General features: G+C 68.2%; 19 protein-coding genes and 5 pseudogenes. 11 read left to right on the top strand and 13 right to left on the bottom strand.

What is annotated here, in order from left to right; translation table 11 throughout:
• Positions 1-16 precede the first annotated feature (16 nt).
• Positions 17-1714 (top strand): VRR-NUC domain-containing protein, encoded by a 1698-nt coding sequence (locus HWY45_RS30415; RefSeq protein WP_059880883.1) that lies wholly within the window; start codon positions 17-19, stop codon positions 1712-1714.
• Positions 1711-4011, top strand: coding sequence for an ATP-dependent DNA helicase (locus HWY45_RS30410; protein WP_059880880.1), 2301 nt, complete (start codon positions 1711-1713; stop codon positions 4009-4011). Before HWY45_RS30415 ends, HWY45_RS30410 begins: the two co-directional genes overlap by 4 nt.
• A gap of 15 nt (positions 4012-4026) precedes the next feature.
• On the opposite strand, the gene HWY45_RS30405 is transcribed toward HWY45_RS30410, so the two are convergent.
• The 4 genes from HWY45_RS30405 to HWY45_RS30390 all read right to left on the bottom strand — a co-directional run bounded on the left by HWY45_RS30405 (position 4027) and on the right by HWY45_RS30390 (position 8164).
• Entirely contained in the window at positions 4027-4797 is a 771-nt protein-coding gene (locus tag HWY45_RS30405) for an IclR family transcriptional regulator domain-containing protein (protein WP_059807641.1), read from the bottom strand.
• Between the two features lie 170 nt (positions 4798-4967).
• Positions 4968-6269, bottom strand: a complete 1302-nt coding sequence (locus HWY45_RS30400) for a UDP-N-acetylglucosamine 1-carboxyvinyltransferase (RefSeq protein WP_059807637.1) — start codon at positions 6267-6269, stop codon at positions 4968-4970.
• Positions 6270-6486: 217 nt separating this feature from the next.
• On the bottom strand, positions 6487-7794 hold the full coding sequence (gene shiA / locus HWY45_RS30395) for a shikimate transporter (RefSeq protein ID WP_059880877.1): 1308 nt from the start codon (positions 7792-7794) through the stop codon (positions 6487-6489).
• 142 nt (positions 7795-7936) lie between these two features.
• Positions 7937-8164 carry a hypothetical protein gene (locus HWY45_RS30390; RefSeq protein ID WP_155631715.1) on the bottom strand — a complete coding sequence of 76 codons (228 nt, stop codon included), beginning with the start codon at positions 8162-8164 and terminating at the stop codon, positions 7937-7939.
• Here HWY45_RS30390 and HWY45_RS30385 point away from each other — a divergent pair.
• The 3 genes and pseudogenes from HWY45_RS30385 to HWY45_RS37005 form a co-directional block, all read left to right on the top strand.
• A complete protein-coding gene (locus HWY45_RS30385) occupies positions 8150-9277 on the top strand; it encodes a 4-hydroxyphenylpyruvate dioxygenase family protein (protein ID WP_059566750.1) in 1128 nt (375 codons plus the stop codon). The genes HWY45_RS30390 and HWY45_RS30385 overlap by 15 nt on opposite strands.
• A pseudogene (locus HWY45_RS37495) lies at positions 9219-9411 on the top strand (hypothetical protein); the annotation flags it as partial. The gene HWY45_RS30385 and the pseudogene HWY45_RS37495, both read left to right, overlap by 59 nt.
• A 107-nt stretch (positions 9412-9518) precedes the next feature.
• A pseudogene (locus tag HWY45_RS37005) lies at positions 9519-9671 on the top strand (PIN domain-containing protein); the annotation flags it as partial.
• Positions 9672-9752: 81 nt separating this feature from the next.
• On the opposite strand, the gene HWY45_RS30375 reads toward HWY45_RS37005, so the two are convergent.
• On the bottom strand, positions 9753-10895 hold the full coding sequence (locus HWY45_RS30375) for a trypsin-like serine peptidase (protein WP_230946763.1): 1143 nt from the start codon (positions 10893-10895) through the stop codon (positions 9753-9755).
• A gap of 584 nt (positions 10896-11479) precedes the next feature.
• Between HWY45_RS30375 and HWY45_RS30370 the strand changes: the two are divergent.
• The 3 genes and pseudogenes from HWY45_RS30370 to infA all read left to right on the top strand — a co-directional run.
• A pseudogene (locus HWY45_RS30370) lies at positions 11480-12345 on the top strand (hypothetical protein); the annotation flags it as partial.
• 289 nt (positions 12346-12634) lie between these two features.
• Positions 12635-12838, top strand: a complete 204-nt coding sequence (locus HWY45_RS30365; protein WP_006751843.1) for a cold-shock protein — start codon at positions 12635-12637, stop codon at positions 12836-12838.
• 489 nt (positions 12839-13327) lie between these two features.
• Complete coding sequence (gene infA / locus HWY45_RS30360; RefSeq protein WP_026044026.1) at positions 13328-13585, top strand: translation initiation factor IF-1; 258 nt, start codon at positions 13328-13330, stop codon at positions 13583-13585.
• A 136-nt stretch (positions 13586-13721) separates the two neighbouring features.
• Here infA and HWY45_RS30355 read toward each other — a convergent pair.
• The 6 genes and pseudogenes from HWY45_RS30355 to HWY45_RS30330 form a co-directional block, all read right to left on the bottom strand.
• A pseudogene (locus tag HWY45_RS30355) lies at positions 13722-14006 on the bottom strand (4-hydroxy-2-oxovalerate aldolase); the annotation flags it as partial.
• Positions 14007-14054: 48 nt separating this feature from the next.
• Positions 14055-14306 (bottom strand): hypothetical protein, encoded by a 252-nt coding sequence (locus HWY45_RS30350; protein WP_059566772.1) that lies wholly within the window; start codon positions 14304-14306, stop codon positions 14055-14057.
• A gap of 140 nt (positions 14307-14446) precedes the next feature.
• Positions 14447-15424 (bottom strand): threo-3-hydroxy-L-aspartate ammonia-lyase, encoded by a 978-nt coding sequence (locus HWY45_RS30345; RefSeq protein ID WP_059807625.1) that lies wholly within the window; start codon positions 15422-15424, stop codon positions 14447-14449.
• Between the two features lie 164 nt (positions 15425-15588).
• Complete coding sequence (locus HWY45_RS30340) at positions 15589-16560, bottom strand: ornithine cyclodeaminase family protein (protein WP_059880869.1); 972 nt, start codon at positions 16558-16560, stop codon at positions 15589-15591.
• Complete coding sequence (locus tag HWY45_RS30335; RefSeq protein ID WP_059566754.1) at positions 16550-17182, bottom strand: helix-turn-helix transcriptional regulator; 633 nt, start codon at positions 17180-17182, stop codon at positions 16550-16552. The genes HWY45_RS30340 and HWY45_RS30335 overlap by 11 nt, the downstream gene beginning before the upstream one ends.
• A gap of 24 nt (positions 17183-17206) precedes the next feature.
• Positions 17207-17704 carry a YbaK/prolyl-tRNA synthetase associated domain-containing protein gene (locus tag HWY45_RS30330; RefSeq protein WP_059881015.1) on the bottom strand — a complete coding sequence of 166 codons (498 nt, stop codon included), beginning with the start codon at positions 17702-17704 and terminating at the stop codon, positions 17207-17209.
• A 1137-nt stretch (positions 17705-18841) separates the two neighbouring features.
• Between HWY45_RS30330 and HWY45_RS30325 the strand changes: the two genes are divergently transcribed.
• Complete coding sequence (locus HWY45_RS30325; protein WP_059880866.1) at positions 18842-20707, top strand: phosphoenolpyruvate carboxykinase (GTP); 1866 nt, start codon at positions 18842-18844, stop codon at positions 20705-20707.
• 105 nt (positions 20708-20812) lie between these two features.
• Here the strand turns inward: HWY45_RS30325 and HWY45_RS30320 are convergent.
• Positions 20813-21094: pseudogene (locus HWY45_RS30320) on the bottom strand (NAD-dependent epimerase/dehydratase family protein); the annotation flags it as partial.
• A gap of 124 nt (positions 21095-21218) precedes the next feature.
• Positions 21219-22889, bottom strand: a complete 1671-nt coding sequence (locus HWY45_RS30315) for an acid phosphatase (RefSeq protein WP_059880859.1) — start codon at positions 22887-22889, stop codon at positions 21219-21221.
• Positions 22890-23288: 399 nt separating this feature from the next.
• On the opposite strand from HWY45_RS30315, the gene HWY45_RS30310 reads away from it, so the two are divergent.
• Together HWY45_RS30310 and HWY45_RS30305 are read left to right on the top strand one after the other, a co-directional pair.
• On the top strand, positions 23289-23798 hold the full coding sequence (locus HWY45_RS30310; RefSeq protein WP_059807612.1) for a BCAM0308 family protein: 510 nt from the start codon (positions 23289-23291) through the stop codon (positions 23796-23798).
• Between the two features lie 30 nt (positions 23799-23828).
• Positions 23829-24766, top strand: a 938-nt coding sequence (locus HWY45_RS30305; RefSeq protein WP_176118417.1) for an AAA family ATPase, incomplete at its 3' end; no start/stop codon positions are given.

The following is a 24766-nucleotide window of genomic DNA, read 5'->3' as shown; positions in this document are numbered from 1 at the left end:
ACAGTGACCGATTTCCGTGACACCTGCCTCGCCAGCGCCCCCGGCGTTCTACTACCTCACCAATTTCGAGCGCGCGCTCGCCTGGCTCGGCGAGCGCTACGGCGACGTGTTCGACGACGGCGAACGCGCGTTCCTGCATGCCTTTGCGCTGCTGCCGCAGGCGTCGCGCGCGCTGCTCGTGCGGATGCTGATGCGCAACGGGCCCGATTTCCGCGCCAGCAAGCTCGCGTACGACGAAATCGGCTGCCCGCTCGCGGCCGCCGCGCCGCTCGTCGCGCTGGGCTGGGTCGATCCGGCGCCGGCGCTGACGCTCGACGACGTGTTCGCGCTGTCCACCAAGGCCGAGCTGCTGCGGATGTTTCCGGCGCTCGCCGCGCAGGCGGGCGAGCGCAAGGCCGAATGGCTCGAGCGGCTGCGGCCCGCGCACGACGCCGCCGCGCAGGCGTTCGACGCGTGGCATCCGGCGGCCGACGACTGCGTGCTGCGCGTGACGGTCGGCGCGCTGTGCGACCGGCTGCGGCTGATGTTCTTCGGCAATCTGTATCAGGACTGGAGCGAGTTCGTGCTCGCCGATCTCGGCGTGTTCCAGTACGAAAACGTGCCGTTCGCGCCGTCGTCGCGCGCGTTCCAGCAGCGCGGCGACGTCGACGCGTATCTCGCGCTGCACGCGTGCCGTGACGCGCTCGACGCGTGGCCCGACGACACCGCGCTCGACCCGCTCGTCGACGCGATCGGCGCGGTCGCCTGCGGGCAGCCGTGGCTCGAGACGCGCCGCGCGAAGCTGCTGTTCGCGGTGGGCCAGGCCGGCGAGCGGCGCGGCGCGTGGCCGCTCGCGCTCGACGCGTATGCGCGCAGCGCGTGGCCCGGCAGCCGCCACCGGCGGATTCGCGTGCTCGAACGCTGCGGCCGCGACGACGACGCGCTCGCGCTCGCCCTCGATGCGCGCACCGCGTTCGAAAGCGACGAAGAGCGCCAGCGGGTCGAACGGATGCTGCCGCGCCTGCGGCGGCGCCTCGGCCGTGCGGCCGAACGCGCGGCCGCCGCGCCGGACGTGCCGCGCGACACGCTGGTGCTGGCGCGCCCGGACGCGTTCGTGAGCGTCGAGTACGCGGTGCGCGACCATCTCTCGCAACCGGACGCGCCGGTCCACTACGTCGAGAACACGCTGATCAACTCGCTGTTCGGGCTGCTGTGCTGGGAGCCCGTGTTCGCCGCCGTGCCGGGCGCGTTCTTCCATCCGTTCCAGCGCGGGCCGGCCGACCTGCATGCGCCCGATTTCGCCGCGCGTCGCGCGGACGCGTTCGCCGCGTGCTTCGCGCAGCTCGATTCCGGCGCCTACCAGGAGACGATCCGCCGCCACTTCGCGACGAAGGCGAGCCTGCAGTCGCCGTTCGTGTTCTGGGGCGTGCTGAGCGAGGCGCTGCTCGACGAAGCGCTCGCGTGCCTGCCGCCCGCGCATCTGCGGCTCTGGTTCGCGCGCCTGCTCGCCGACATCCGCAGCAACCGCTCGGGGTTCCCCGATCTGATCCGGTTCTGGCCGGACGCGCGGCGCTACGAAATGATCGAGGTGAAGGGGCCCGGCGATCGCCTGCAGGACAACCAGACGCGCTGGCTCGGCTACTGCGTCGCGCACGGGATGCCCGTGCGCGTGGTGGACGTCGAATGGGCGGGCGATGCCGTCGCGCGTGCCGAGGCGGCGGGGCAATCCGCATGAGCTACGTCGTCGCGGTGCGGGCGATGTGCGAGTTCACCGCGCGGCGCGGCGACCTCGACCTGCGCTTCACGCCCGCGCCGACCGCGCTCGAAGGCATCGCCGGCCACGGCGCGGTGACGTCGCGCCGTGGCGCGCGCTATGAAACCGAGATTGCGCTGACGGGCACATGGGGCACGCTGACCGTGCGCGGCCGCGCGGACGGCTACGACCCCGTGTCGAACCGCCTGGAGGAAATCAAGACCTACCGCGGCAGCCTCGATGCGATGCCGGCCAACCATCGCGCGCTGCACTGGGCGCAGGCGAAGGTGTACGCGCATCTGCTGTGCGCGACGCGCGGGCTTGCGGAGGTCGACGTCGCGCTCGTGTATTTCGACATCGTGCACGAGCGCGAGACCGTGCTGAGCGAGACGCTCGGCGCGGACGCGCTCGCGGCGTTCTTCGCGGAGCAGTGCGCGTGCTTCGTCGGCTGGGCCGAACGCGAAACCGCGCACCGGGCCGCGCGCGACGCGGCGCTGCGCGCGCTGCAGTTTCCGCATGCGCGGTTCCGCAGCGGGCAGCGCGAGCTGGCAGTCGCCGTCTATCGCGCCGCGCGCGACGAGCGCTGCCTGATGGCGCAGGCGCCGACCGGCATCGGCAAGACGATCGGCACGGTGTTCCCGCTGCTGAAGGCGTGCGGCGAGGATCAGCTCGACCGGGTGTTTTTCCTGACCGCGAAGACGCCGGGCCGCGCGCTCGCGCTCGAGGCAGCCACGACGCTCGGCGCGGGCACGCCGGCGCTGCCGCTGCGCGTGCTGGAACTCGTCGCGCGCGACAAGGCGTGTGAGCATCCGGACAACGCGTGCCACGGCGAATCGTGTCCGCTCGCGCGCGGCTTCTACGATCGCCTCGCCGCCGCGCGGGATGCCGCGATCGGCCGCGGGCTGCTCGACCGCGACACGGTGCGCACGGCGGCGCTCGCGCACGACATCTGCCCGTACTACCTCGCGCAGGAGCTGGCGCGCTGGTCCGACATGGTGATCGGCGACTACAACTACTACTACGACAGCAGCGCGATGCTGCACACGCTCGCGCAGCAGAACCAGTGGCGCATCGGCGTGCTCGTCGACGAGGCGCACAACCTGCTCGACCGCGCGCGCAAGATGTACAGCGCATCGCTCGATCCGTTCGCGTTCGCGGCCGCGCGCGAGGCGGCGCCGGCCGCGCTGCGCAAGCCGTTCGAGCGGCTCGGCCGCGCGTGGGGCGCGCTGAATCGCGCGCAGGAGACGCGCTATGCCGCGTATCCGGATCTCCCCGGTTCGCTCGTGTCGGCCGTGCAGAACCTGGTCGCGGCGATCGGCGAGCATCTCGCCGACGCGCCGCGCGCGAACGGCGACGCGCTGCTGCGCTTCCACTTCGACGCAATCCAGTTCGGCGCGCTCGCGGATGCGTTCGACGAGGCGTCGATCTTCGACGCGACGCTGCACGGCGAGCCGACGCCGCGCCAGCCGGGGCTCGACGGCGTTGCGCCGGCCGGCCGGCGGCGCCGCGTGCAATCGACACTGTGCGTGCGCAACGTGGTGCCGGCCGGTTTTCTCGCGCCGCGCTACTCGGCCGCCCGCGCGACCGTGCTGTTCTCCGGCACGCTGCGCCCGTTCCATTTTTATCGCGACACGCTCGGCTTGCCGACCGACACCGGCTGGCTCGACGTCGACGGGCCGTTCCGCGCCGAGCAACTGACCGTGCGCGTCGCGAGCCACGTGTCGACGCGCTGGCGCGACCGGGACCGCTCGCTCGCGCCGATCGTCGACCTGATCGCCGGGCAGTACGCGGCGCGTCCGGGCAACTACCTGAGTTTCCTGAGCAGTTTCGATTACCTGCAGCGCGTCGTCGCGCTGATGCAGGAGCGCCATCCGGACGTGCCCGTGTGGGCGCAGGCGCCCGGCATGGCCGAGGCCGAGCGGGACGCGTTCCTCGCGCGCTTCGACGCGGGCGGGCGCGGCGTCGGCTTCGCGGTGCTGGGCGGCGCGTTTTCGGAAGGGGTGGACCTGGCGGGCGAGCGGCTGATCGGCGCGTTCATCGCGACGCTCGGGCTGCCGCAGGTCAACGACGTCAACGAGCAGATGCGCCGCGCGATGGACGCCCGCTTCGGCAACGGCTACGACTACATCTACCTGTATCCGGGGCTGCAGAAGGTCGTGCAGGCGGCAGGGCGCGTGATACGCACCGAGCACGACGAGGGTGTGGTGCACCTGATCGACGACCGCTACCGGCGGCGCGAGGTGCGCGACCTGCTGCCGCGCTGGTGGCGGATCGGCTGAGCGGCTGAGCGGCGCTCAGAGCACGTTCAGCATCGCGAGCGCGGTTTCCTGCAGCGACGGCAGCACGCGGCGCACGGCCGCTTCGGTGGTTTCCGCGCCGATCGGCATGTTGGTGCTGAGCGCGGCGACGACTTCGCCGTGACGGTTCTTCAGCGGCACCGCGATGCCGCGCACGCCCACCTGCAATTGCTGCTCGATCACCGCGAAGCCGTCGTCGCGGGCGTGGTCGATCTGTTCGAGCAGGCGGGCCTTGTTGGTGATCGTATGCGGCGTGAACGGCGCAAGTTCGGCCCGGTCGAGCCACGCGCGCATCGCGTCGCGGTCGGGCTGGTGCGCGAGCAGCACGACGCCCGGCGACGTCAGCGGCGCCGGCACGCGCGCGCCGAGCACGAAGCCCGTCGTCATCACGCGCGACACGCCGTTGCGCGCGATGAACACCAGTTCCCATTCGTCGAGCACGCTCACGTAGGCCGATTCGTTGAGCGTCGCGCTGAGCTGCTGCAGATACGGCTGCACGGTGCGCGGCAGGCGCGCGGAATCGAAATACGACCAGCCGACCCGCAGCACGCGCGGCGTGAGGCCGTACAGCTTGCCGTCGGTGTAGACGTAGCCGAGCGATTCGAGCGTCAGCAGATAGCGCCGCGCGGCGGTGCGCGTGAGGCCGGTGCGGGCGGCGGCCTGGGTCGGCGTCATGCGCGCGTGCTGGCTGTCGAACGCCTCGAGGATCATCAGGCCTTTTTCCAGGCCGGCGATCCAGTCGCGCTTGTCGAGTTCGGCCTTTTTCATGGGGCGGAAACGTGGGGTGGGGCGGTGAGCGCGCGGGTGTGGGCGATTATCGCGCAAATGGGAGGGCGTGCGGGTCGGTCAGGATATGCGGCAGCAATTGCCCGGCCGCGCGCGGGACGCGGCCGGGAAGCGAGACGGAAGGTATGACGTGTGGGGCTTCCGGAGCGGCGTTACTCGCTGCTCGTCCACTCCACGTTCGCGCCGACCGAGCGCAGGTTCTCGACGAAATGCGGGTGCGCGCGGCGGATCGGCAGTGCGTTCATGATTTCCGAGCGGCCTTCGATGCTCGCGGCCACCATCAGCAGCGCGATCGCGACGCGGATGATGTACGGGCTCTCGACGCGCGCGGGCGTGAGCTTCAGCCCGCCGAACGTGATCAGCCGGTGCGGATCCGACAGCAGCACGTGCGCGCCGAACTTCGACAGTTCGCCCGACCAGCCGAGCGCGCCGTCGTAGACCTTGTTCCAGAACATCGCGCTGCCTTCGGCCTGCACGCCGAGCGCGATGAAGATCGGCAGCAGGTCGACCGGCAGGTACGGCCACGGCGCGGCTTCGATCTTGGTCAGGATGTTCTGCGTGAACGGCCTGCGCACGCGCAGCGGGCCGTCGCGTTCCGCGCGCGACCAGCCGTCGCGGTGCGTGACGTTGACGCCGAACTTCGCGAACGTGCGATCGATCAGCGGGAAATGCTCGGGCACGGAGTTGCGCACGGCGATGTCCCCGCCGGTGATCGCGCCGAGCGCGAGGAACGTCGCGATCTCGTGGAAATCCTCGGCGAAGCGGAACTCGCCGCCGCCGAGCTTGCACCCGCCGGTGACGCACAGCCGCGACGTGCCGATGCCTTCGATGCCGACGCCCAGCATCGCGAGGAATTGCGAGAACTCCTGCACGTGCGGCTCGGACGCCGCGTTCATCAGCGTCGACGTGCCCGCCGCCGCCGTCGCGCACAGCGCGAAGTTCTCGGTGGTGGTGACCGACGCGTAGTCGAGCCAGTGATCGTTGGCTTTCAGCGGGCCGTCCGCGCGGACGATCAGCGAGTCGGGCGTACGCTCGATGTGCGCGCCGAAGCGCTCGAACACCTCGACGTGCGGATCGATCTCGCGCACGCCGAGCGTGCAGCCCTTCACGTCGTTCTCGAGGCGGGCAACGCCGAAGCGCGCGAGCAGCGGCGGAATCAGCATGATCGACGAGCGCATCGCCTCGGGCAGCCGGTGCACGGCCGGGTCGAACGTCGTGTTGCGGTGATGGAGCTCGAGGATGCCGGTGGTGAAATCGATCGACACGTCGCTGCCGAGCGTGCGGAAGATGTCGAGGATCTTGCGCACGTCGGTGATGTCGGGCACGCCGACGAGCCGCAGCGGCTGGTCGGTGAGCAGGGTGGCGCACAGGATCGGCAGGACGGCGTTCTTGTTCGCGGACGGCTGGATGTTGCCGCGCAGCGGCGTGCCGCCGTGAACGATGAGATTCGACATGGTATTGGGGGTAGATCGGTGACTGACGTAGGCCCATATGATGCCACTGGTCGGACGTGCCCGTGGAGACTGCGTGCTGGAAACAGGGAGGTCGCAGCCCGGATTGACAGTGTTTGACGTCGTGTCGCGCACACGGCGGCGTGGCCGGCCGCGCGACGGCAGGCCACGCGCGGGCGGATCACGCGGGCAGATCACGCGGGCAGATCACGCGGGCAGATCAGTTTGCCGTCCGCATCCGCGCGGCAACGACCAGCGAAATCAGGCAACCGGCCGCGAGGTAGCCCGCGACGAGGTGCCACGAACCGCCGGCGAAGCTGGTGAGGGCGACCGCGATGAACGGCGTGAAGCCGCCGCCGACCACGCTCGCGAACTGGTAGCCGACGCCCGCGCCGCTGTAGCGGTATTCCGCGCCGAACAGCTCGGTGAAGAGCGGCTGCTGGACGCTCACGACCATGTCGTGCGCGACGTTCGCGAGCAGCACCGAGAAGATCACGATCCACGCGATCGACCGGGCCTCGAGCGCGACGAAGAACGGCACCGCGGACGCGAGGCCGATCAGCGCGCCGATCAGGTAGATGCGGCGCAGGCCGAAACGGTCGGCGAGCCATGCAAAGCAGGGGATCGTCACGCAGCTCACCGCGCCGACCAGCAGGCCGATGTTCAGGAACAGGTCGCGCGACATGCCGAGGTTGGTGGTCGAATAGCTGAGCGCGAACGCGGTGACGATATACATCGTGAACAGCTCGGCAAGGCGCAGCGCGATGATCAGCAGGAACGCCTTCGGGTGGCGCGTCAGCGCTTCCAGCACCGGCATGCGCACCTTGCGGTTCGCGTGCTCGACCTTCTCGACGAACTCCTGCGACTCGTCCATGCTGCGGCGCACCCACAGGCCGATCAGCACCAGCACGATGCTGAACACGAACGGCAGGCGCCACGCCCATGCCTTGAACGCCGCATCGCCGAACGTGTGGCCGAGAATCGACACGATGCCCGTCGCGAGCACGAGGCCGACGCCGTAGCCGACCTGCACGCCGCTGCTGTAGAACGCCTTCTTCTTGCGCGGCGCGCTCTCGACGGCCATCAGCGCCGCGCCGCCCCATTCGCCGCCGACCGCGAAGCCCTGCAGCGCACGCATCGCGACGAGCAGCACCGGCGCCCACCAGCCGATCGTCGCGAAGGTCGGCAGCAGGCCGATCGCGACGGTCGACAGCCCCATCAGCATCACCGTCAGCACGAGCATCCGCTTGCGGCCGAAACGGTCGCCGTAATGGCCGAACACGACACCGCCGAGCGGGCGGAACAGAAAGCCGACGCCGAATGTCGCGAACGCCGCGAGCGTGCCCATCGTCGGGCTGACCTTCGGGAAGAACTCGGAATTGAACACGAGCGCGGCGACGATCCCGTACAGCAGGAAGTCGTACCAGTCGACGACGGCGCCGACGAAGCTGCCGAGCGCCGCCTTGCGGGCCTGGCTGCGCGCCCGCGCGGTGCCTGCGGTGTCGAGGGTGTCAAAGGCTGGGGTCATGGTGATGTCTCCTGGCACGGCGCATCATGGAATCGTGGCGGCGCCGCGTCCGATGCTGCATTGAAGGCGATGGGTGACCGGAGCATAGGGCCGGCGTGGCGGCGCGGCAATCGGCCGGACGGCCAAATTGCGCGATTATCGTTCAAATGCGTGCGTTTATCGAACGCTTTCCGGGTTTGCACTGAGCGGGACGAAACACCTGGCCGTTCGGCCGAGGTGTGCCGGCATGAACGATCTGGTTAAAATCGGCACCATTGAACACATTGGCGGCACGGGCCGAAGGTCCGGTGCCGCGCAGGCCGGGCAGCACTGCGCCCGGCGCATCGTCAACGACCGCTTGCCCCCGGAGACTGGAATGCTCGGCACTCATCCCCCCTTGTCCAGCGATACGCCGCCCGTCGACGATCCGGCCGCCAATCCGCTCGGGATGGCCGGCCTGGAATTCGTCGAGTTCGCGGCGCCCGTGCCGCAGGCGCTCGCGCAACGCTTCGAGCAGCTCGGCTTCAAGGCGATCGCCCGGCACGTGAGCAAGGCCGTCACGCTGTATCGGCAGGGCCAGATGCATTTCCTGATCAACGCCGAGCCCGATTCGTTCGCCGCGCGCTATGCGCAGGAGTACGGGATGGGGGTGTGCGCGATCGGCCTGCGCGTGGCCAATGCGCGGCGCGCGTTCGAGCGGGCGATCACGCTCGGCGCGTGGGCGTTCGAGGGCGAGCGGGTCGGCGTCGGCGAGCTGAAGATCCCGGCGATCCAGGGCATCGGCGATTCGCATCTGTACTTCGTCGACCGCTGGCGCGGGCGGGACGGCCAGCGCGGCGGCGTCGGCGACATCTCGATCTTCGACATCGACTTCCGGCCGATCGACGTCGCCACTGCGCACACCGATCTCGACTTCGCGGGCACCGGGCTGCAGCAGGTCGACCATTTCACGCAGACGGTCGGCGCGGGGCGCATGCAGGAATGGCTGGACTTCTACCACGACCTGCTGCATTTCCGCGAAATCCACGAGATCGACGCGCACTGGCACGTGTCGGAGGAATCGCGCGTGATGGTGTCGCCGTGCGGCGCGCTGCGGATTCCCGTCTACGAGGAGGGCACGCGCCGCACCGAGCTGATGCACGCGTACCTGCCGGATCATCCGGGCGAGGGCGTGCAGCACGTCGCGCTTGCGACGGACGACATCCTGTCGTGCGTCGACCGGCTGCGCGCGAACGGCGTCGAGTTCATCGAGCCGCCCGCGCGCTACTACGACGCGGTCGATGCGCGGCTGCCGGGGCACGGCGTCGATCTCGGCGCGCTGCGCAGCCGGGCGGTGCTGATCGACGGCGAGATCGGCGACGACGGCGTGCCGAAGCTGTTCTTCCAGACCTTCGTCAAGCGCCGGCCGGGCGAGATCTTCTTCGAGATCGTCCAGCGCCGGGGGCATCACGGGTTCGGGGAAGGGAACCTGGCGGCGCTCGCGCAGGCGCGCGACATCGGCTGAGCGGGCACGCGGCTCAGCGCGCGGCCGGCAGCCGGTTCGCGGCGATCTCCGGCAGGCGTCGACGCTCGAGGCATGGCTCGCGACGATCCTGTCCGACTACGCGCCGAACATCCTGCCGATCGACATCGACATCGACATCGACATCGACATCGACATCGACATCGACATCGACATTCGATAGCGATAGCGATAGCGATAGCGATAGCGACAGCGACATCGACAGCGGCCAGCGGCCAGCGGCCAGCGGTGGGGCCACCTGCGCGTCCCGCATCCGGAGCATGCGCTCGACAAGCTGATCGCCGCAACGGCGCTCATCGACGACCTGACGGTCGTGACCCGCAACGTCGACGATTTCGCGAAGACAGGGGTCCGGCTGGCGAATCCGTTCGATTAGCGTCGCGCGAAGCGCCGACCAGCGGTGCCGATCGGCACGACGAGCGCAAAGCCACGCGCGACGCGTTACGTCGGGCGGCCGTCAACACGCTGCCGGCGTGCTGCCGCATACGGTATTCACGAGCGTCACGATGTTGCCGCTCGTGAACGGCGACGCGCCTTGCTGCTTCACCGTCGTGTCCGTATAACCCCAGCTCGTCACGCCCACCACGACGTTGTGCGACGCTGCGTTGCCGAAACCCGTGCCGCTGAGTGCCGGCGGCATGCCGAGGTTGACGAGCCACGGGCCGCCGCTCGAACCCCCGGTCATCAGCGAACCGATGATCGTGTTGTTCGAGTTGCTGGCGGACACGAAACCTTGCGATTCGTTGCGCTCCATGTAGACGCCGCTATCCAGCGCCACCGGGTAGCCGAGCTGGTCGATCAGCGCGAACCCCGACGGGTTGTAGCTATAGCCGTTCCATCCATAGCCATACCATCCGGCGCTGTTGCCCGCATACGATCCGCCTTGCGGCGACAGCACGATCACGGCGATGTCGTCCTGGCAGATGACGCCGGCAACGGCGCATGGATCGGAGCCGTCGTAGTAGGACGTCATGACGGTGGCGGACGCGCCGTACCATGTGCCATAGGGCGCGCTTCCGTTGCTATAGGCGGGAACGAATACCCAGTTCGAGTAGAACTGCCGCTGGCCGAAATTCGCGACGCAGTGCGCGGCCGTGACGACTACCCCCGGTTTGATCAGCGACGCAGAGCACAGATAAGTCGCCGAGCCGATGTTGAAGAACAGCTTGCCGGCTGCGCGGAACGGATAGTAATACTGCGTATTGTTGCCGTATGCATTCACCTGGCTGGTGGTATAGGGCTGATTCGACGTTCCGAATTCCTGCGGCTGGACGCCGGTCTGGCTCAAATCGATGGGCGCGACGAGTTGCACGGGCCTTTGCTTCCCGTCCCCGGCGCCGCCTTGCGCAAAGCCCGGCACGCCGAGCGCCGGCCGGGCGTTGTACATCAGCGAATCCAGCATCGAAGCCGGCGCAGTGATCGGCCTTGGCAACGGCATCGGCTTGGCGTTCTTGAAATCGATCGCGGCAACTTGCAGGGCACGCTCGGGTAACGTGATCTGCGTGACGGCCCCGTGCGTCCTGATTTGCTGGGCCAGCGCACCGCTTGCGAGCAGCGAACCCAACGCGGCGACAGCGATTTTATTGATCAACTTGCTCATTTGAATCTCCTTTTCAAACTTATGAATTTCTGAGATTCGAAATATTTATCGAACATTAGGCGCCCCTCAGCTGGCATGAAAATATGCCGGGCGAATTAAATGCATTGCGAGGACATGGCTTGGAAACGCTTCCAATGACTCTCTTTGTTGTTGCCGATTAATCGAGCCGGTGGGCAGATAGGCGCCTTGTTTTAATTGATTATTTAATGATCTTCATTGGCCGGTAGGGCTTGATCGCAGATTTGTATTTATCTGGTTCGCCTTCAATGCAATTGCAAAAGCAATGAATGAAAATCTATATCTTGAAAATGAATTTGTTAATATAATATTATTTAATAAGAGTTATTATTTTCGGTAATTTATGTGCGGTTGGTTTGTTCGCGTAATAACGCCGGAAAAAATTAATCGAATTCCGTCTCGCATCGTTTCAAATGCACGCCGCAAGATTCAATCGACGGAATCGGTTCGAAAACCGCATCGGCGCCCAACCCCGCCGCCTCTCGTCCCAACAGACGATGTGACGCGCCCCCGGCCGGCCAGAATCCTTTCACGAACAACGGATTCTGAACCTGGAGGAGGCCGACATGATCGAGGTCCGTGCGCTCGGCTACGTCGTCGCCAAGGCGACGCGCGTCGATGCGTGGCGCCGCTACGCGCAAGACATGCTGGGCATGCAGGCGCTCGATACGCCCGACGGCGCGCTGTACCTGAAGATGGACGAGCGTGATTTCCGCTACCTGATCGTTCCCGGCAACGCGGACTGCTATCACGCATCGGGCTGGGAGCTGGCCGACGCCGCCGCGTTCGACGCGGCCTGCGCGGCGCTGCAGCGCGCGGCCGTCGAGCCGATCCGGGCGACCCGCGACGAAGCCGCACTGCGCCGCGTGCGAGCGATGGTGTGGCGCGAGGATCCGTCCGGCAACCGCCACGAGCTGTACTGGGGCGGGCGCTGCGACTTTCGCCGCTTCGTGTCGCCGCTCGGCGTGCCGCGCTTCGTCACCGGCAGCATGGGCCTCGGCCACGCGGTGCTGCCCGCGCCGCAGTTCGGCGCGCCCGACGCGATCGTGCGCGACGTGCTCGGCTTCGAGCTGTCCGACATCTACCGCGTCTACCGCGTGAAATTCACGCCCGATCCGGCGGAACCGGAGAAGCGCATCCACTTCATGCACTGCCGCAACGCGCGCCGTCACAGCATCGCACTGTTCGAGATGGCCGCGCCGTCGGGCTGCGTGCACGTGATGGCCGAAGTCGATTCGATGGACGAATCGGCGGCGCGCTCGACCGCGCCGCCGCGCACGACGTGAAGCTGCCCACGACGCCGGCCGGCACTGCAACGACCAGATGATCTCGTCGGACGTGCGGCCGTCGAGCGTCGCGCGCAAGGCGTTCGAGATGCGGATCCGGGACGGCGAGGGCGCCGCCGGCGCTGCATCACGTGTTCGAGCGGTAAGGGTCGAATCGACCCGTGAGGGCGCCGCCACCGGGCAGCGGGAGGGCGGCGGCGCAAGCGCCCCGGCCCTTTTGTCGGGGCGCCGGCGGCTGCCTGCGCCACCCCGTCGCATCGAATCAGCTTGACGGAATGCCCGGCGAAGGGTAGTGTCCGTGACCGAAGTCTTCAAGATGCTCGATTGCTCATCATTGGCCGCTGCGTGCGGCAGTCGTTGGTCTCTCCCTCTTTGACTCTTTGTTCGTGCCCGGACAGGGCGCGAGTTTGATTATTTGTTTTAAGGAAATATTTCATGGATACCGGTACCGTCAAGTGGTTCAACGAAACCAAGGGTTTCGGCTTCATCTCCCCGGATAACGGCGGCGACGATCTGTTCGCACACTTCTCGGAAATCCGCGGCACGGGCTTCAAGACCCTGGCCGAAGGCCAGAAGGTCAGCTACGAAGTGAAGCGCGGCCCGAAGGGCCTGCAAGCGTCGAACATCACGCCGCAGTAAGTCGTACCGCGCCGGCCTCCCGAACGGGGCCGGCGCCGCGCAGATGCCGCCTCGCGGCGCCTGCCGCATCCTGGCGATTGCAGTCGGCATACGGCGGCAATCGCCTCCCGATCGAGCGTCCAGTGCTCATGGGCGCACCCGTAGCCCGTATCGCCGGCGAATGACGCGGCGCATCGCGAGATCCGCGACGCACCCATCGCCAGGCGCTCCACCCATCGCGCGCCCGCATGACGCGCAACGAGGCATCTCGGCGAAAGCGCCGGGCGTCTCGCATCGAAACAATCGCAGCAACCCGAGCGGCCCGAGGCCATGCCGATACCGGCGCGGCCTTGATTTTGGCGGCACCGTCGGCACCGCCTTTCCGATCGCACCACGCAGCGACGCGCCGGGCTCCGATCGCGAGCCGGCTCGAGCACGCGCTTGCACGGGCGCATGCGCCCGGCGACCGTTGCAGCTGCGATCTCAATCACCTTGTCTGGAGGAATTGGTTTGGCAAAAGAAGAACTGCTGGAATTGGACGGAATCGTCGACGAAGTGCTGCCGGACAGCAAATATCGCGTCACGCTGGAAAACGGTGCTGTGGTGGGCGCGTATGCGTCGGGCCGCATGCGCAAGAACCATATCCGCATCCTCGCGGGTGACCGCGTCACGCTGGAGCTGTCGGTATACGACCTGACGAAGGGTCGCATCAACTACCGGCACAAGGACGAACGCGCGCCGGCCCGCAGCGGCCCGCCGCGCCGCTGATCGACGCGGCATGACGAAGGCGGGGAGCGGTCCCCGCCGGATTCGCACGACGCGGCGGCGTGGCCCGCCGCGGCGTCATAGTGAGATCAGCGGCCCGGGGCCGTCACGCGGATTCGGGAAACCGCTTTCCGAACGCTCACACCGCCACCCCCTGCGCCCGCGCCATCGTCGGCGCCGCATCCTCGATCATGTCTTCCTGCCCGCCGACGAGCCGCTGCCCGCCCAGTTCGACGAGGATGTCGCGCGCCGGCACCTTGTACTTCGCCTCCGCGCGCTTCGCGAACAGCAGGAACGACGAGTACACGCCGGCATAGCCGAGCGTCAGCGCGTCGCGGTCGATGCGGATCGGCGCGTCCATGATCGGCACGACCAGATCCTTGGCGACGTCGGAAATCGCGAACACGTCGACACCGGTCTCGATCCTTGAATGCGAACGGGTAGTACGCGCGCAGCCCGCGCCGTCGCGCGCTTACATCCGCGTGCCCGCGTGCTGCCGGCCGCTCGGGTCGCCGCCGCGATCGGGCGGCGTATTGTTCTGATCGATTTTCGCGAGCACGACACCGCTGGTGGAAGGCAGGGCGCCGGGCAGTTGCGCCGCCGTTTGCGGCACGTCAGTGAGCGATGGTGCGGAGGACGGGGAGCCGGACGTCAAAGCGCCCGGTTGAGCGAACGCCGAAAGAGAAACGGCCGCCAGGGCGGCGGCGATCGCGTGCGTGTTCATGGCAACTCCTTGCGCGACAAAACCGCGAAACAACTCCATCAGTCTAGGTCGCGAAACTTAACGCCGCGTGACGACGCCGCGTCGTGCGCATGACAGCATGCTGCGGCTTCTTTCAGGCGTGCGTGCGCACGCCCGAACGCTTACGCCGCCGGCTGCGCCACCAGCGCGCAGAACTTCTCCAGATCGACGTTGCCGCCGCTGATGATCACGCCGACGCGCTTGCCCGCGAGCTGCTCCTTCATCTGCCGCGCGGCGGCCAGGCCGAGGCAGCCGGTCGGCTCGACGATAATCTTCATACGCAATGCGAAGAAACGCATGCAGTCGATCAGTTGCGCGTCGCTGGCCGTCAGGATGTCGTCGACGTCGCGACGGATGATCGGGAACGTCAGGTTGCCGAGGTGCTGCGTCTGCGCGCCGTCCGCGATGGTCTTCGGCGTGTCGATGTGCACGATCTTGCCGGAGCGGAACGACTGCTGCGCGTCGTTGCCGGCCTCGGGCTCCACGCCGTACAGCCGCGTGGCCGGCGACAGCTCGCGCGTCGCCAGCGCCGAACCGGACAGCAGGCCGCCGCCGCCGAGCGGCATGAACAGCGCGTCGAGCGGCCCGACTTCCGCATACAGCTCGGCTGCCGCGGTGCCCTGGCCCGCGATCACGTCCGGGTGATCGTACGGCGGGACCAGCGTGAGCCCGTGACGTTCGGCGAGATTGCGGCCGATCTGCTCGCGATCTTCCGTATAGCGGTCGTACATCACGACGTTGCCGCCGTAGCCGCGCGTTGCCTCGACCTTCGCGGCCGGCGCGTCGCTCGGCATCACGATCGTCGCGGGCATCCCGAGCAGCCGCGCCGACAGCGCGATCGCCTGCGCATGGTTGCCGGACGAGAAGGCGACCACGCCGTTGCGGCGCTGCTCGTCGGTGAAGCGGGACAGCGCGTTGAACGCGCCGCGGAACTTGAATGCCCCCATGCGCTGCAGGTTCTCGCACTTGAAGAACACCTGCGCGCCGAGTTCCTCGTTGATCGTCCGCGACGTCATCACCGGCGTACGGTGCGCATGGCCTTCGAGGCGGGCCGCGGCGGCGGCGACATCGGCGTAGGTGGGGAGAGGCAACTGATTCATCGAACACTCGCTCTAGGGAATCGATCAGGAAGGGCGGCCTGCGCAGCGCAGGCCGCCAGCGGTTTCGCGTGCATGGCGCATGTCACGCACGTCTTGCACGCATCGGGGCAGGCGGGCCGCCCCGACAGGTTCTGCGGCGCCGCGTAACGCGGCGGACGGTAACGTCACCATGGCCACGGCACGCGCGTGCCGATGCCGGCCTGGTCGGCCCGCTCGACCAGCATCCGCGCGACGGCGAGATCCTGCAGCGCGAGGCCGGTCATGTCGAAGACGGTGATGTCGTGCGGCTCGCGCACGACGGCATCGGGCGCGGCGAGCACGTCGCCGAGTTCGACGCAGTCGACGCCGGGCGCCCATTGCGCTTCGCCGATCAGGCGCGCCTGGATGCGATCGTCGACGAACAGCCGGGCGCGTTCGAGCAGCCCGTCGGGCAACTCCCGCTTGCCGGCCGTATCGGCGCCGACGCAATTGACGTGCGTGCCGGGCTGCACCGCGTCCGGGCCGAACAGCGGGCCGCCGCCCGGCGTCGCGGTGATCACGACATCGCTGGCCGCCACCGTGTCGTCCGCGTTCGTCGCGTGCGACACCGCGCAGCGGTCGCGGAACAGCGCCTCGAAACGGGCATCGGCAGCGCCGCTCGCGGTGAGGTAGCGCACGGTCTCGATTGCGGGGAGCATGCGCAGCGCGAACGTCACCTGGATGCGCGCCTGCACGCCGGTGCCGAATACGCACAGGCTGCGGCTGTCGGGGCGCGCCAGCGCGCGCAGCCCGAGGCCGCCGGCCGCGCCGGTGCGCATCGTCGTGATCGCATTGCCGTCGATCACGCAGCGCGGGCGGCCGGTGGCCGGGTCGATCAGCATCACGGTCGCCTGGTGCGGCTCGCCGCCCACGGCCCGGTTCGACGGCCAGAAGCCCGCCGCCTTGAACCCCAGCAGCGCTTCGGACGGCACGTCACCGGCCTTGATGCCGAACACGCCGCCGGTCGCGAGCCGCTCGCGGATCACCGGGAACACGCGGCCGTCGCGCAGCCGGTGCAATTCGAATGCGTGCGCGACGGCCGCGAGCACGTCGTCGGCGACGAGCAGGCGTTCGACGTCGTCCTTGTCGAGCAGCAGCAGGCGGGCGTCACTTCGCATCGTTGTACACCGTCGCGCGCGACACGCCGAGATGCTGCGCGACGATCTCCATCGAGCGCCGCACTTCCAGATAGCCGTCCGCCTTCAGCGCCTGCATCAGCTCGCGGCGCTGCTCGGTCTTCAGCGATTGCGGCGTGGTCGCGAGGTTCATCGCGAACGCGTCGATGCGCTCGCGGATCGCGTCCGCGTTGGCCGGATCCAGCGTTTCGCGCGCCGGCGCGCCGTCGGTGGCGCAGAACTGGCTCAGCATGCCCTGGATTCCGCGCAGCAGCGTGACGTCGGCGTTCAGGCACAGCGCGGCGATGTAGCGGCCGCTGGAATCCTTGATGCCGATCGACGTGCTTTTCGCGGTGCGGCCGTCGGCGAGCCGGTTCGGGTAGTTCGCGAGCACCTGCGGATAGTCGTCGTCGGCGATGCGCGCGAGGCCGAGCTCGGTGGCCGGATCGCCGACCGCGCGGCCGGACAGGTTGTTATGAATCGCGAGGATCGCGTGCTCGGGGGTGCGCAGGTCGTGCACCACGACTTCGGTGAACGGCGCGAACATCTCGCCGAGCCCCTGCGCGATCTGCTGCACCTGTTCGAGCAGCGATGCCTGCTCCGATTTGACGTTGGGCTTGGCCATGGTCGAAGGGGTCCGGGGTGGGCGTCAGAGTGCCGCGTCCGGCCGCGTGATGTCGGCCAGCAGCGGCTGCGCGATGCGCACGTAGTCGGCGGCGTCGAGGACGACCGAGCGGTCGAGGCGGCCCGCGTTGAACGCGATTTCAGCGTTGGATTCGATCAGCATCGGATCGACGACGAGCGTCACGCGATCGTCGAACACGAACGGCGGCACGGCGCCCATCACGCAGTTCGTGATCTCGGCGGCCAGTTCGGGCGGCGCCAGCGTGGCCTTCCTGCGGCCGACGACGTCGCTGATCTTGCGGAAATCCACCTTGCGGTCGCCGGGGATCACGGCGAGCACCGTGGCGTCGCCGCCGTCCTTGAACGTGCAGAGCATCGCCTTCGCGCCCTGGCCGGGGGCCGTGCCGCGCAGCGCGGCGATCGCGTCGGACTTTCCCTCCGCGGGATGTTCCAGCACGCGAAACCGCGCGCCGGACGTGTTCAGCAACGTGCAAAGCCGCTCGAAAACCGGGTAGTCGCTCATGTCCGATGTGCCCATCGACTCGGGAAGATGCCCACGAGTATATATCGATGATTTGTATAGTTCTAGACATTTCGTCTTTGATGTGACGAAAGGCCGGCCGGAGGCGTGCGGCTGCTGTCGGGAGGGATGTCGAAACGGCGGGCGCGAAACGGTTCGCGGTGAGCGTGAACGACGGCGGGATCGGCGCGGTCACGCTCTCGAGCAGCCGCTTGGGGCGCGTTAATCGGCGGCACTTTGGGTGCCGCGCTCGGCCCGCATGTTGCCGCGCTCGGTGCTGCGGCCGGCACGGCATACGGTGCAGGATTGGTCGTGCTGGCTCGCGGCCACTGACGAATCCGGATCTTCAACAGTCCAACCGGGCGACGCCATGCAACCGTTCACACGATTGCGCCTTTACGACTGCATCGGATTGTCAGGAGGCGTCGTCCTTTGCTTCTTTGGGTTGCTCATGGCGTTCGGCAGGCTGGTCGACCATGAGTCGCTTCGAGCCGCGTCGGCGGAATTGCACTCGCCGCCTTGTTTTTCCGTGCAGCCCTGATCTACATCAAGAAACTGACGGGCCGACTGTCGAATATAGCGGACTCCCAACACTCGCCACGCGTCCTCGACCAGCGCGCCGAGCGCGCCCGGTCGCGAAGTTGTGTCCGCAACCTAATTCAGGGTTTGCCGCAGTAGCGAAAACGCGAATATGCGGCCGATGCGGGCACGTTCGTTGCCTTCGGCCGTTTTGCGTCGGATTTCCCGACGCCGCGAAACCCTTGCCGGACGGCCACGTGCGCCGATCAGGACCGCGCGGCGCCGAAACAGTGCCAGTAAGAATTACGCGCATGCAACGCGCGTGCCCGGCCGCTTTCGCAGCGCCGCCTTGCTGCAGCGCAACGCCAATGCGATTTCTGCGATGGTATGCTGACCTGCATGTAGTCGTACGTCAGGTTGCATGCATGGCGAAACACGCGTTCGCATATTCCAACGAGACATCCAGCCCTCTCGCCCGCATCACGGCTCCGGCACGCGCCCCGCTCGCGCGTCCCGTCCTGCGCGCCGTGAACGCTGCAACCTGCCTCCCGAATCGCTTCCCCATCTCGCGGGCCCGGCCCGCTTCCCCCATCCGTTGCCGATAATTCTGGAGACACTCTCATGCAGCGAAACACCATGGCCGAAGTCACACACGGCCCGACGATCGCACCGCCCGCATTCGTCAAGCATCGCGGGCTGATCGACTGGGTGGCGCGCATCGCCGAACTCACCGAGCCCGACCGCGTCGTCTGGTGCGACGGCTCGCAGGCCGAATACGACGCGCTGTGCCAGGCAATGGTCGACCAGGGGACGCTCAAGCGGCTCGATCCCGTGAAGCGTCCCAATTCGTATCTGGCGCAGTCCGATCCGTCGGACGTCGCGCGCGTCGAGGATCGCACGTTCATCTGCGCCGCGTCGCGCGACGACGTCGGCCCGACCAACAACTGGGTCGCGCCCGACGAAATGCGCGAGACGCTCGACGGCCTGTTCCGCGGCGCGATGCGCGGCCGCACGCTGTATGTCGTGCCGTTCTCGATGGGCCCGCTCGGCTCGCCCATCGCGCACGTCGGCGTCGAACTGTCGGACAGCCCGTACGTCGCGGTGAACATGCGGATCATGACGCGCATGGGCCGCGACGTGTACGACGTGCTCGGCGAGGACGGCGATTTCGTGCCGTGCGTGCACAGCGTCGGCCATCCGCTCGAAGCGGGCCAGCAGGACGTGCCGTGGCCGTGCAACCCGGTCAAGTACATCGTGCATTTTCCCGAGTCGCGCGAGATCTGGAGCTTCGGCTCCGGCTACGGCGGCAACGCGCTGCTCGGCAAGAAATGCTTCGCGCTGCGCATCGCGTCGACGATGGGCCGCGACCAGGGCTGGCTCGCCGAGCACATGCTGATCCTCGGCGTGACGTCGCCGGCCGGCAAGAAGTATCACGTCGCGGCGGCGTTCCCGTCCGCGTGCGGCAAGACCAATTTCGCGATGCTGATTCCGCCGAAGGGCTTCGACGGCTGGCAGGTCACGACGATCGGCGACGACATCGCGTGGCTGAAGCCCGGCCGCGACGGCCGGCTGTATGCGATCAACCCGGAGGCGGGTTTCTTCGGCGTCGCGCCCGGCACCGGTGAAAAGACCAATCCGAACGCGATCTCGACGCTGAAGGAAAACGTGATCTTCACGAACGTCGCGCTGACCGAGGACGGCGACGTGTGGTGGGAAGGGCTGACCGATACGCCGCCCGCGAAGCTCACCGACTGGCAGGGCAACCCGTGGACGCCGGAGATCGGCAAGGAAACCGGCCGCAAGGCCGCGCATCCGAACTCGCGCTTCACCGCGCCGGCCGCGCAATGCCCGTCGATCGACGCCGACTGGGAGAACCCGGCCGGCGTGCCGATCGACGCGTTCATCTTCGGCGGGCGCCGTTCGACCACCGTGCCGCTCGTCACCGAGGCGCGCGACTGGGTCGAAGGCGTGTACATGGCTGCGACGATGGGCTCGGAAACGACCGCCGCGGCGGTCGGCCAGCAGGGCATCGTGCGGCGCGACCCGTTCGCGATGCTGCCGTTCTGCGGCTACAACATGAGCGACTATTTCGGCCACTGGCTGAAGATGGGCGAGCAACTCGCCGCGAGCGGCGCGACGCCGCCGAAGATCTACTGCGTGAACTGGTTCCGCAAGGACGGCAACGGCAAGTTCGTGTGGCCGGGCTTCGGCGAGAACATGCGGGTGCTGAAGTGGATGCTCGACCGTCTCGAAGGGCAGGGCGGCGGCGCCGACCATGCGTTCGGCGTGTCGCCGGCTTATGACGACCTGCACTGGGACGGGCTCGCGTTCACGCGTGAGCAGTTCGATGCGGTCACGTCGATGGACGCCGCCGAATGGCGCGACGAGCTGAAGCTGCATGCGCAGTTGTTCGATACGCTGAAGCTGCGTCTGCCGGCCGCGCTGCTCGACACGATGAAGAAGATCGAGGAACGCGTCGGCGAGTAAGTTCATGCGCCGGAGCGCCGGCGCATCGCACACGACGTCCCGCGCCGGCCATGCAGGCCGCGCGGGACGTTTTTCATGCGCACGCCACGATGCGCACGACACCGCTCACAGCGCGCGGCAATGCGCGACGACTTCGTCGACCGCGGGCTGCACGTCGCCGCGCCGGTAGCGCAGCACCGCGACATCCGCCGGGTCCGGCTCGTACGACACGACGTTGCCGCGCCCCGTATAGATCGCGAGGTCCGGCAGCAGCGGATGTTCGTGGTCGACGCACGGCACCGGCTGCGGCTGGCCGGCCGCGCGGAAGAACGCCGCGAAATAGTCGGCAAAGCTCAGGTTTTCGTTGCCGACCAGATAGGCCTTGCCCGACGCGACGCGCTGCATGGCGGGGCGTCATGCGGCGCGGGCCGAGCGCGGCGCGCTGCGCGATGCCGCCTAGCTGCGCCAACGCCATGACCTGAAGAAACGACGGCGAGCACGAGGCTCGCCGTCGTTTCGCTTGCGCACCAACTCAACCGATGTCGAGCGCGTTCGTCAGATCCCCCGGCGGCGTCTGGCCGCGCGCGGCGAACGCCTGGTTGCGCGATGCCACGCCGTCGAGCGGCACCAGCCCGTGCACGCGGCTGATGAAGCGCAGGATCGAGTTCGTGTCATACAGCGTGTGGTCGACGTAACCCTTCTTCGCGAACGGCGCGATCACCAGCGCCGGAATCCGCGAGCCGGGGCCCCAGCGGTCGCCGAGCGGCGGCGCGACCGGATCCCACCAGCCGCCGTTCTCGTCGTGCGTCATGATGATCACCGTGTTCGCCCACTGCGGCCCGCGCTGGATATGCTCGATCACGGTCGCGATGTGGCGGTCGCCCGACGCGATGTCCGCGTAGCCCGCGTGCATGTTCAGGTTGCCCTGCGGCTTGTAGAACGTGACCGCGGGCAGGCGGCCCGCGTCGATGTCGGCGAGCAGGCGGTTGGTCGACGGCGCGTCGCCGAGCCCCGCGTCGCGCAGGTGGCGGCGGCGCGCTTCGGTGCCCGGCGCGTACTTGACGAAGTAGTTGAACGGCTGGTGGTGGTACTGGAAATCGGGCACGTCGCCGGTGTCGCGATGCTCGAGCGCGTATTGCCACGCACCGCTGTACCACGCCCAGTCGACGCCCTTGTCCGACAGGCGGTCGCCGATCGTCGCGTAGCCCTGCGGCGGCAGCACGCGATGGTCGGCCGGGTCCGCATACGCGGGGTTGCCGCCTTCGGGCGGCGGCACGTAGCTCGGCTGGTACGGCGGCGCCATCGTGTTCACGCCATAGCCGTCCGGCGTCAGCGGGCCGTCGCTCACGAACTTCGGCGGGCCGTCGAGCGCGGATGCCGGCGAATCGCCCGCGACCTTCAGGCGCGTGCCGGTCGGGTCATCGCCTTCGACCACCGACAGCAGCTTCTTCGCCTGCGGATGCTTGTGCGCATCCGGATACAGCGGCGCCTGCGCGGAAATCAGGTACATGTGGTTGAGCCACGAGCCGCCGAAGGCCGCCATGAAGAAGTTGTCGCACAGCGTGTACTGCCGCGCGAGGTTCCAAAGCCGCAGCGTGTCGGCGGAATTGCGGTAGTGGCCCATCACGAGGCCGCCCGAATCCGCCCACGCGGCGAACTGGTCGTTGCGGCCCGCGTTGATCTGCATCTGGTTCTGGTAGAAGCGGTGCCACAGGTCGCGCGTGATCACGTTGTTCGGCAGCGGCTTGCCCTGCGCGTCGCGGATCAGGAACGGCGCGTTCGGCAGGTTCCGGATATCGCGCTCGCCGATCATGTAGCGCTTGCCGTCGATCTCCTGCGCCTGCGGCACGAGGCCGCCCCAGATCTTCGGCAGCTCGCGCAGCGGCGTCTTGCCGTCGCGGTCGAGCTGCTGTGCGTGGTCGGGCGGCACCGCGCTCAGCGGGTATTGCACGCCGGGGAAATCGCCGTACAGGTTCGCGAAGCTGCGGTTTTCCGCGTAGATCACGACGATGTTGCGCACGTGGTGGCGCAGCGCGTCGTCGAGCCGCAAGTCGGCGGCGGAACGCGACGCGGCGCCGGCCAGCGGCTGCGTCTCGCAGCCGGCGAGCGCGACGCTCGCGCCGAGCGCGGCGATGCCGCCGAGCACGCGGCGGCGGTCGAGGTCGTCGGGAAGGTCGTCGGGCCGGTCGGGGGTGTCGTTCACGTCGTGTGCTCCTCGGATAGGCGGGTGGATAGCGTCGTTGGATCGTTGGCGGCGCGGCGGCCGCGCGCGTGAGCATCGTGCATCGGCGTGCGCCGATTTGTCACATAAATGTCACGAACGCGACTATAACGCGACGAGGCTCGGGGTTGAAAGGCTTCATCGGACGAATCGCCCCGGTCGCGCGACGCGCGGGCGCGAACTAGACTGGACTTACGAGCTGCATGCACGCGCGTGCCGGTGATGCCGCCGGCCGCCGCCACCCGGCCAGCCGAATCGGCCGCACGGACAGGCCGCGGCATGCGGCGCGGAATGAGTCGGTCAGGGGCGCGCGCCACCGCCGGCCGGTGCGTCGCCGCGCGAACGCGCCAGCGCCCATTCCTTTGACGAAACGAGGCGACGATGAACCACTCGAACTCCACTCCCGTGCAGTCGGCGATGCGGCGCGACCAGCGGCCGCCCGCACATACCGATGACAGCTATCACGCGCCGAAGCGGCTCAAGACCGCGACCCGTTGCACCACGTGCGGCGCATCCTACGACGACGGCCGCTGGACCTGGCATGCGGCGTCCGACGACGCGAAAGCCCAGCAGTGCCCGGCCTGCAAGCGCACCGAGGATCACGCGCCGGCCGGCGAACTGGTCCTGAGCGGCGCCTACCTGGCGCGCCGCCGCGCGGACATCCTCGCGCTGCTCAACCACCAGGCGGACGACGAAACCCGCGAGCACCCGCTCGAACGGATCATGGAAATCGACGACGGCGATGCGGCGCTGACGATCCGCACGACCGGCGTGCACCTGCTGCGGCGCCTCGGCAAGGCGATGGTGCGCGCGCACCACGGCAAGCTCACGCTGCACTATCCGGACGGCGAAGGCATGCTGCGCGCCGAATGGCATCGCGCGGACGCATAGCGTAGCGAACCGCGCGGCCGGCCCGATGCCATGGACAAGAAGTTCGACTATCCCGGCGTGCTGATCGCGATCGGTTTCTTCGTGCTGTTCGCGGTGCAGCTGCTGATGCTGCATCCGACATCGACCCAGATCGCGTACAGCGATTTTCACCGGCTGGTGGCCGCCAGGCTCGTCGACGATCTCGAGATCGGCCCGTCGTCGATCTCGGGCACGCTGCGAATGCCCGAAGCGGGCACGCTGCTGCCGGCGTCGGAGGTGGCCGTCGTCAAGGAAGCCGGCACGCCGTGGCGCTTCACGACCAACCGCGTCACCGACGAACACCTGATCGACACGCTCACCGCCGCCGGCGTCCGCTATCACGGCACGCCGGACGCGAGCTGGCTTGCCGCGCTCGCGTCGTGGGTGTTGCCGCTGATCGCCTTCATCTTCATCTGGAACATGATGCTGCGCAGGAAGGGCGGGCTGCAGGACTTCAGCGGGATGGGCAAGAGCCAGGCGCGCGTTTACGTGCAGCAGGAAACCGGCATCACGTTCGACGACATCGCCGGCATCGACGAGGCGAAGGCCGAGCTGCAGCAGCTCGTCGCGTTCCTGCGCAACCCGGAGCGCTACAGCCGGCTCGGCGGCAAGATCCCGAAGGGCGTGCTGATCGTCGGCGCGCCGGGCACCGGCAAGACGCTGCTCGCGCGCGCGGTGGCCGGCGAGGCGGCCGTGCCGTTCTTCTCGATCAGCGGCTCGGCGTTCGTCGAGATGTTCGTCGGCGTCGGCGCCGCGCGCGTGCGCGACCTGTTCGAGCAGGCGCAGCAGAAGGCGCCGTGCATCGTGTTCGTCGACGAGCTCGACGCGCTCGGCAAGGTGCGCGGCGTCGGCGTGATGTCGGGCAACGACGAGCGCGAGCAGACGCTGAACCAGCTGCTCGTCGAGATGGACGGCTTCCAGGCCAATTCCGGCGTGATCATCATGGCCGC

It is taken from the genome of Burkholderia stagnalis, from assembly GCF_902830275.1.
GTDB lineage: Bacteria > Pseudomonadota > Gammaproteobacteria > Burkholderiales > Burkholderiaceae > Burkholderia > Burkholderia stagnalis.
This window is presented reverse-complemented; position numbering and strand designations above follow the sequence as displayed.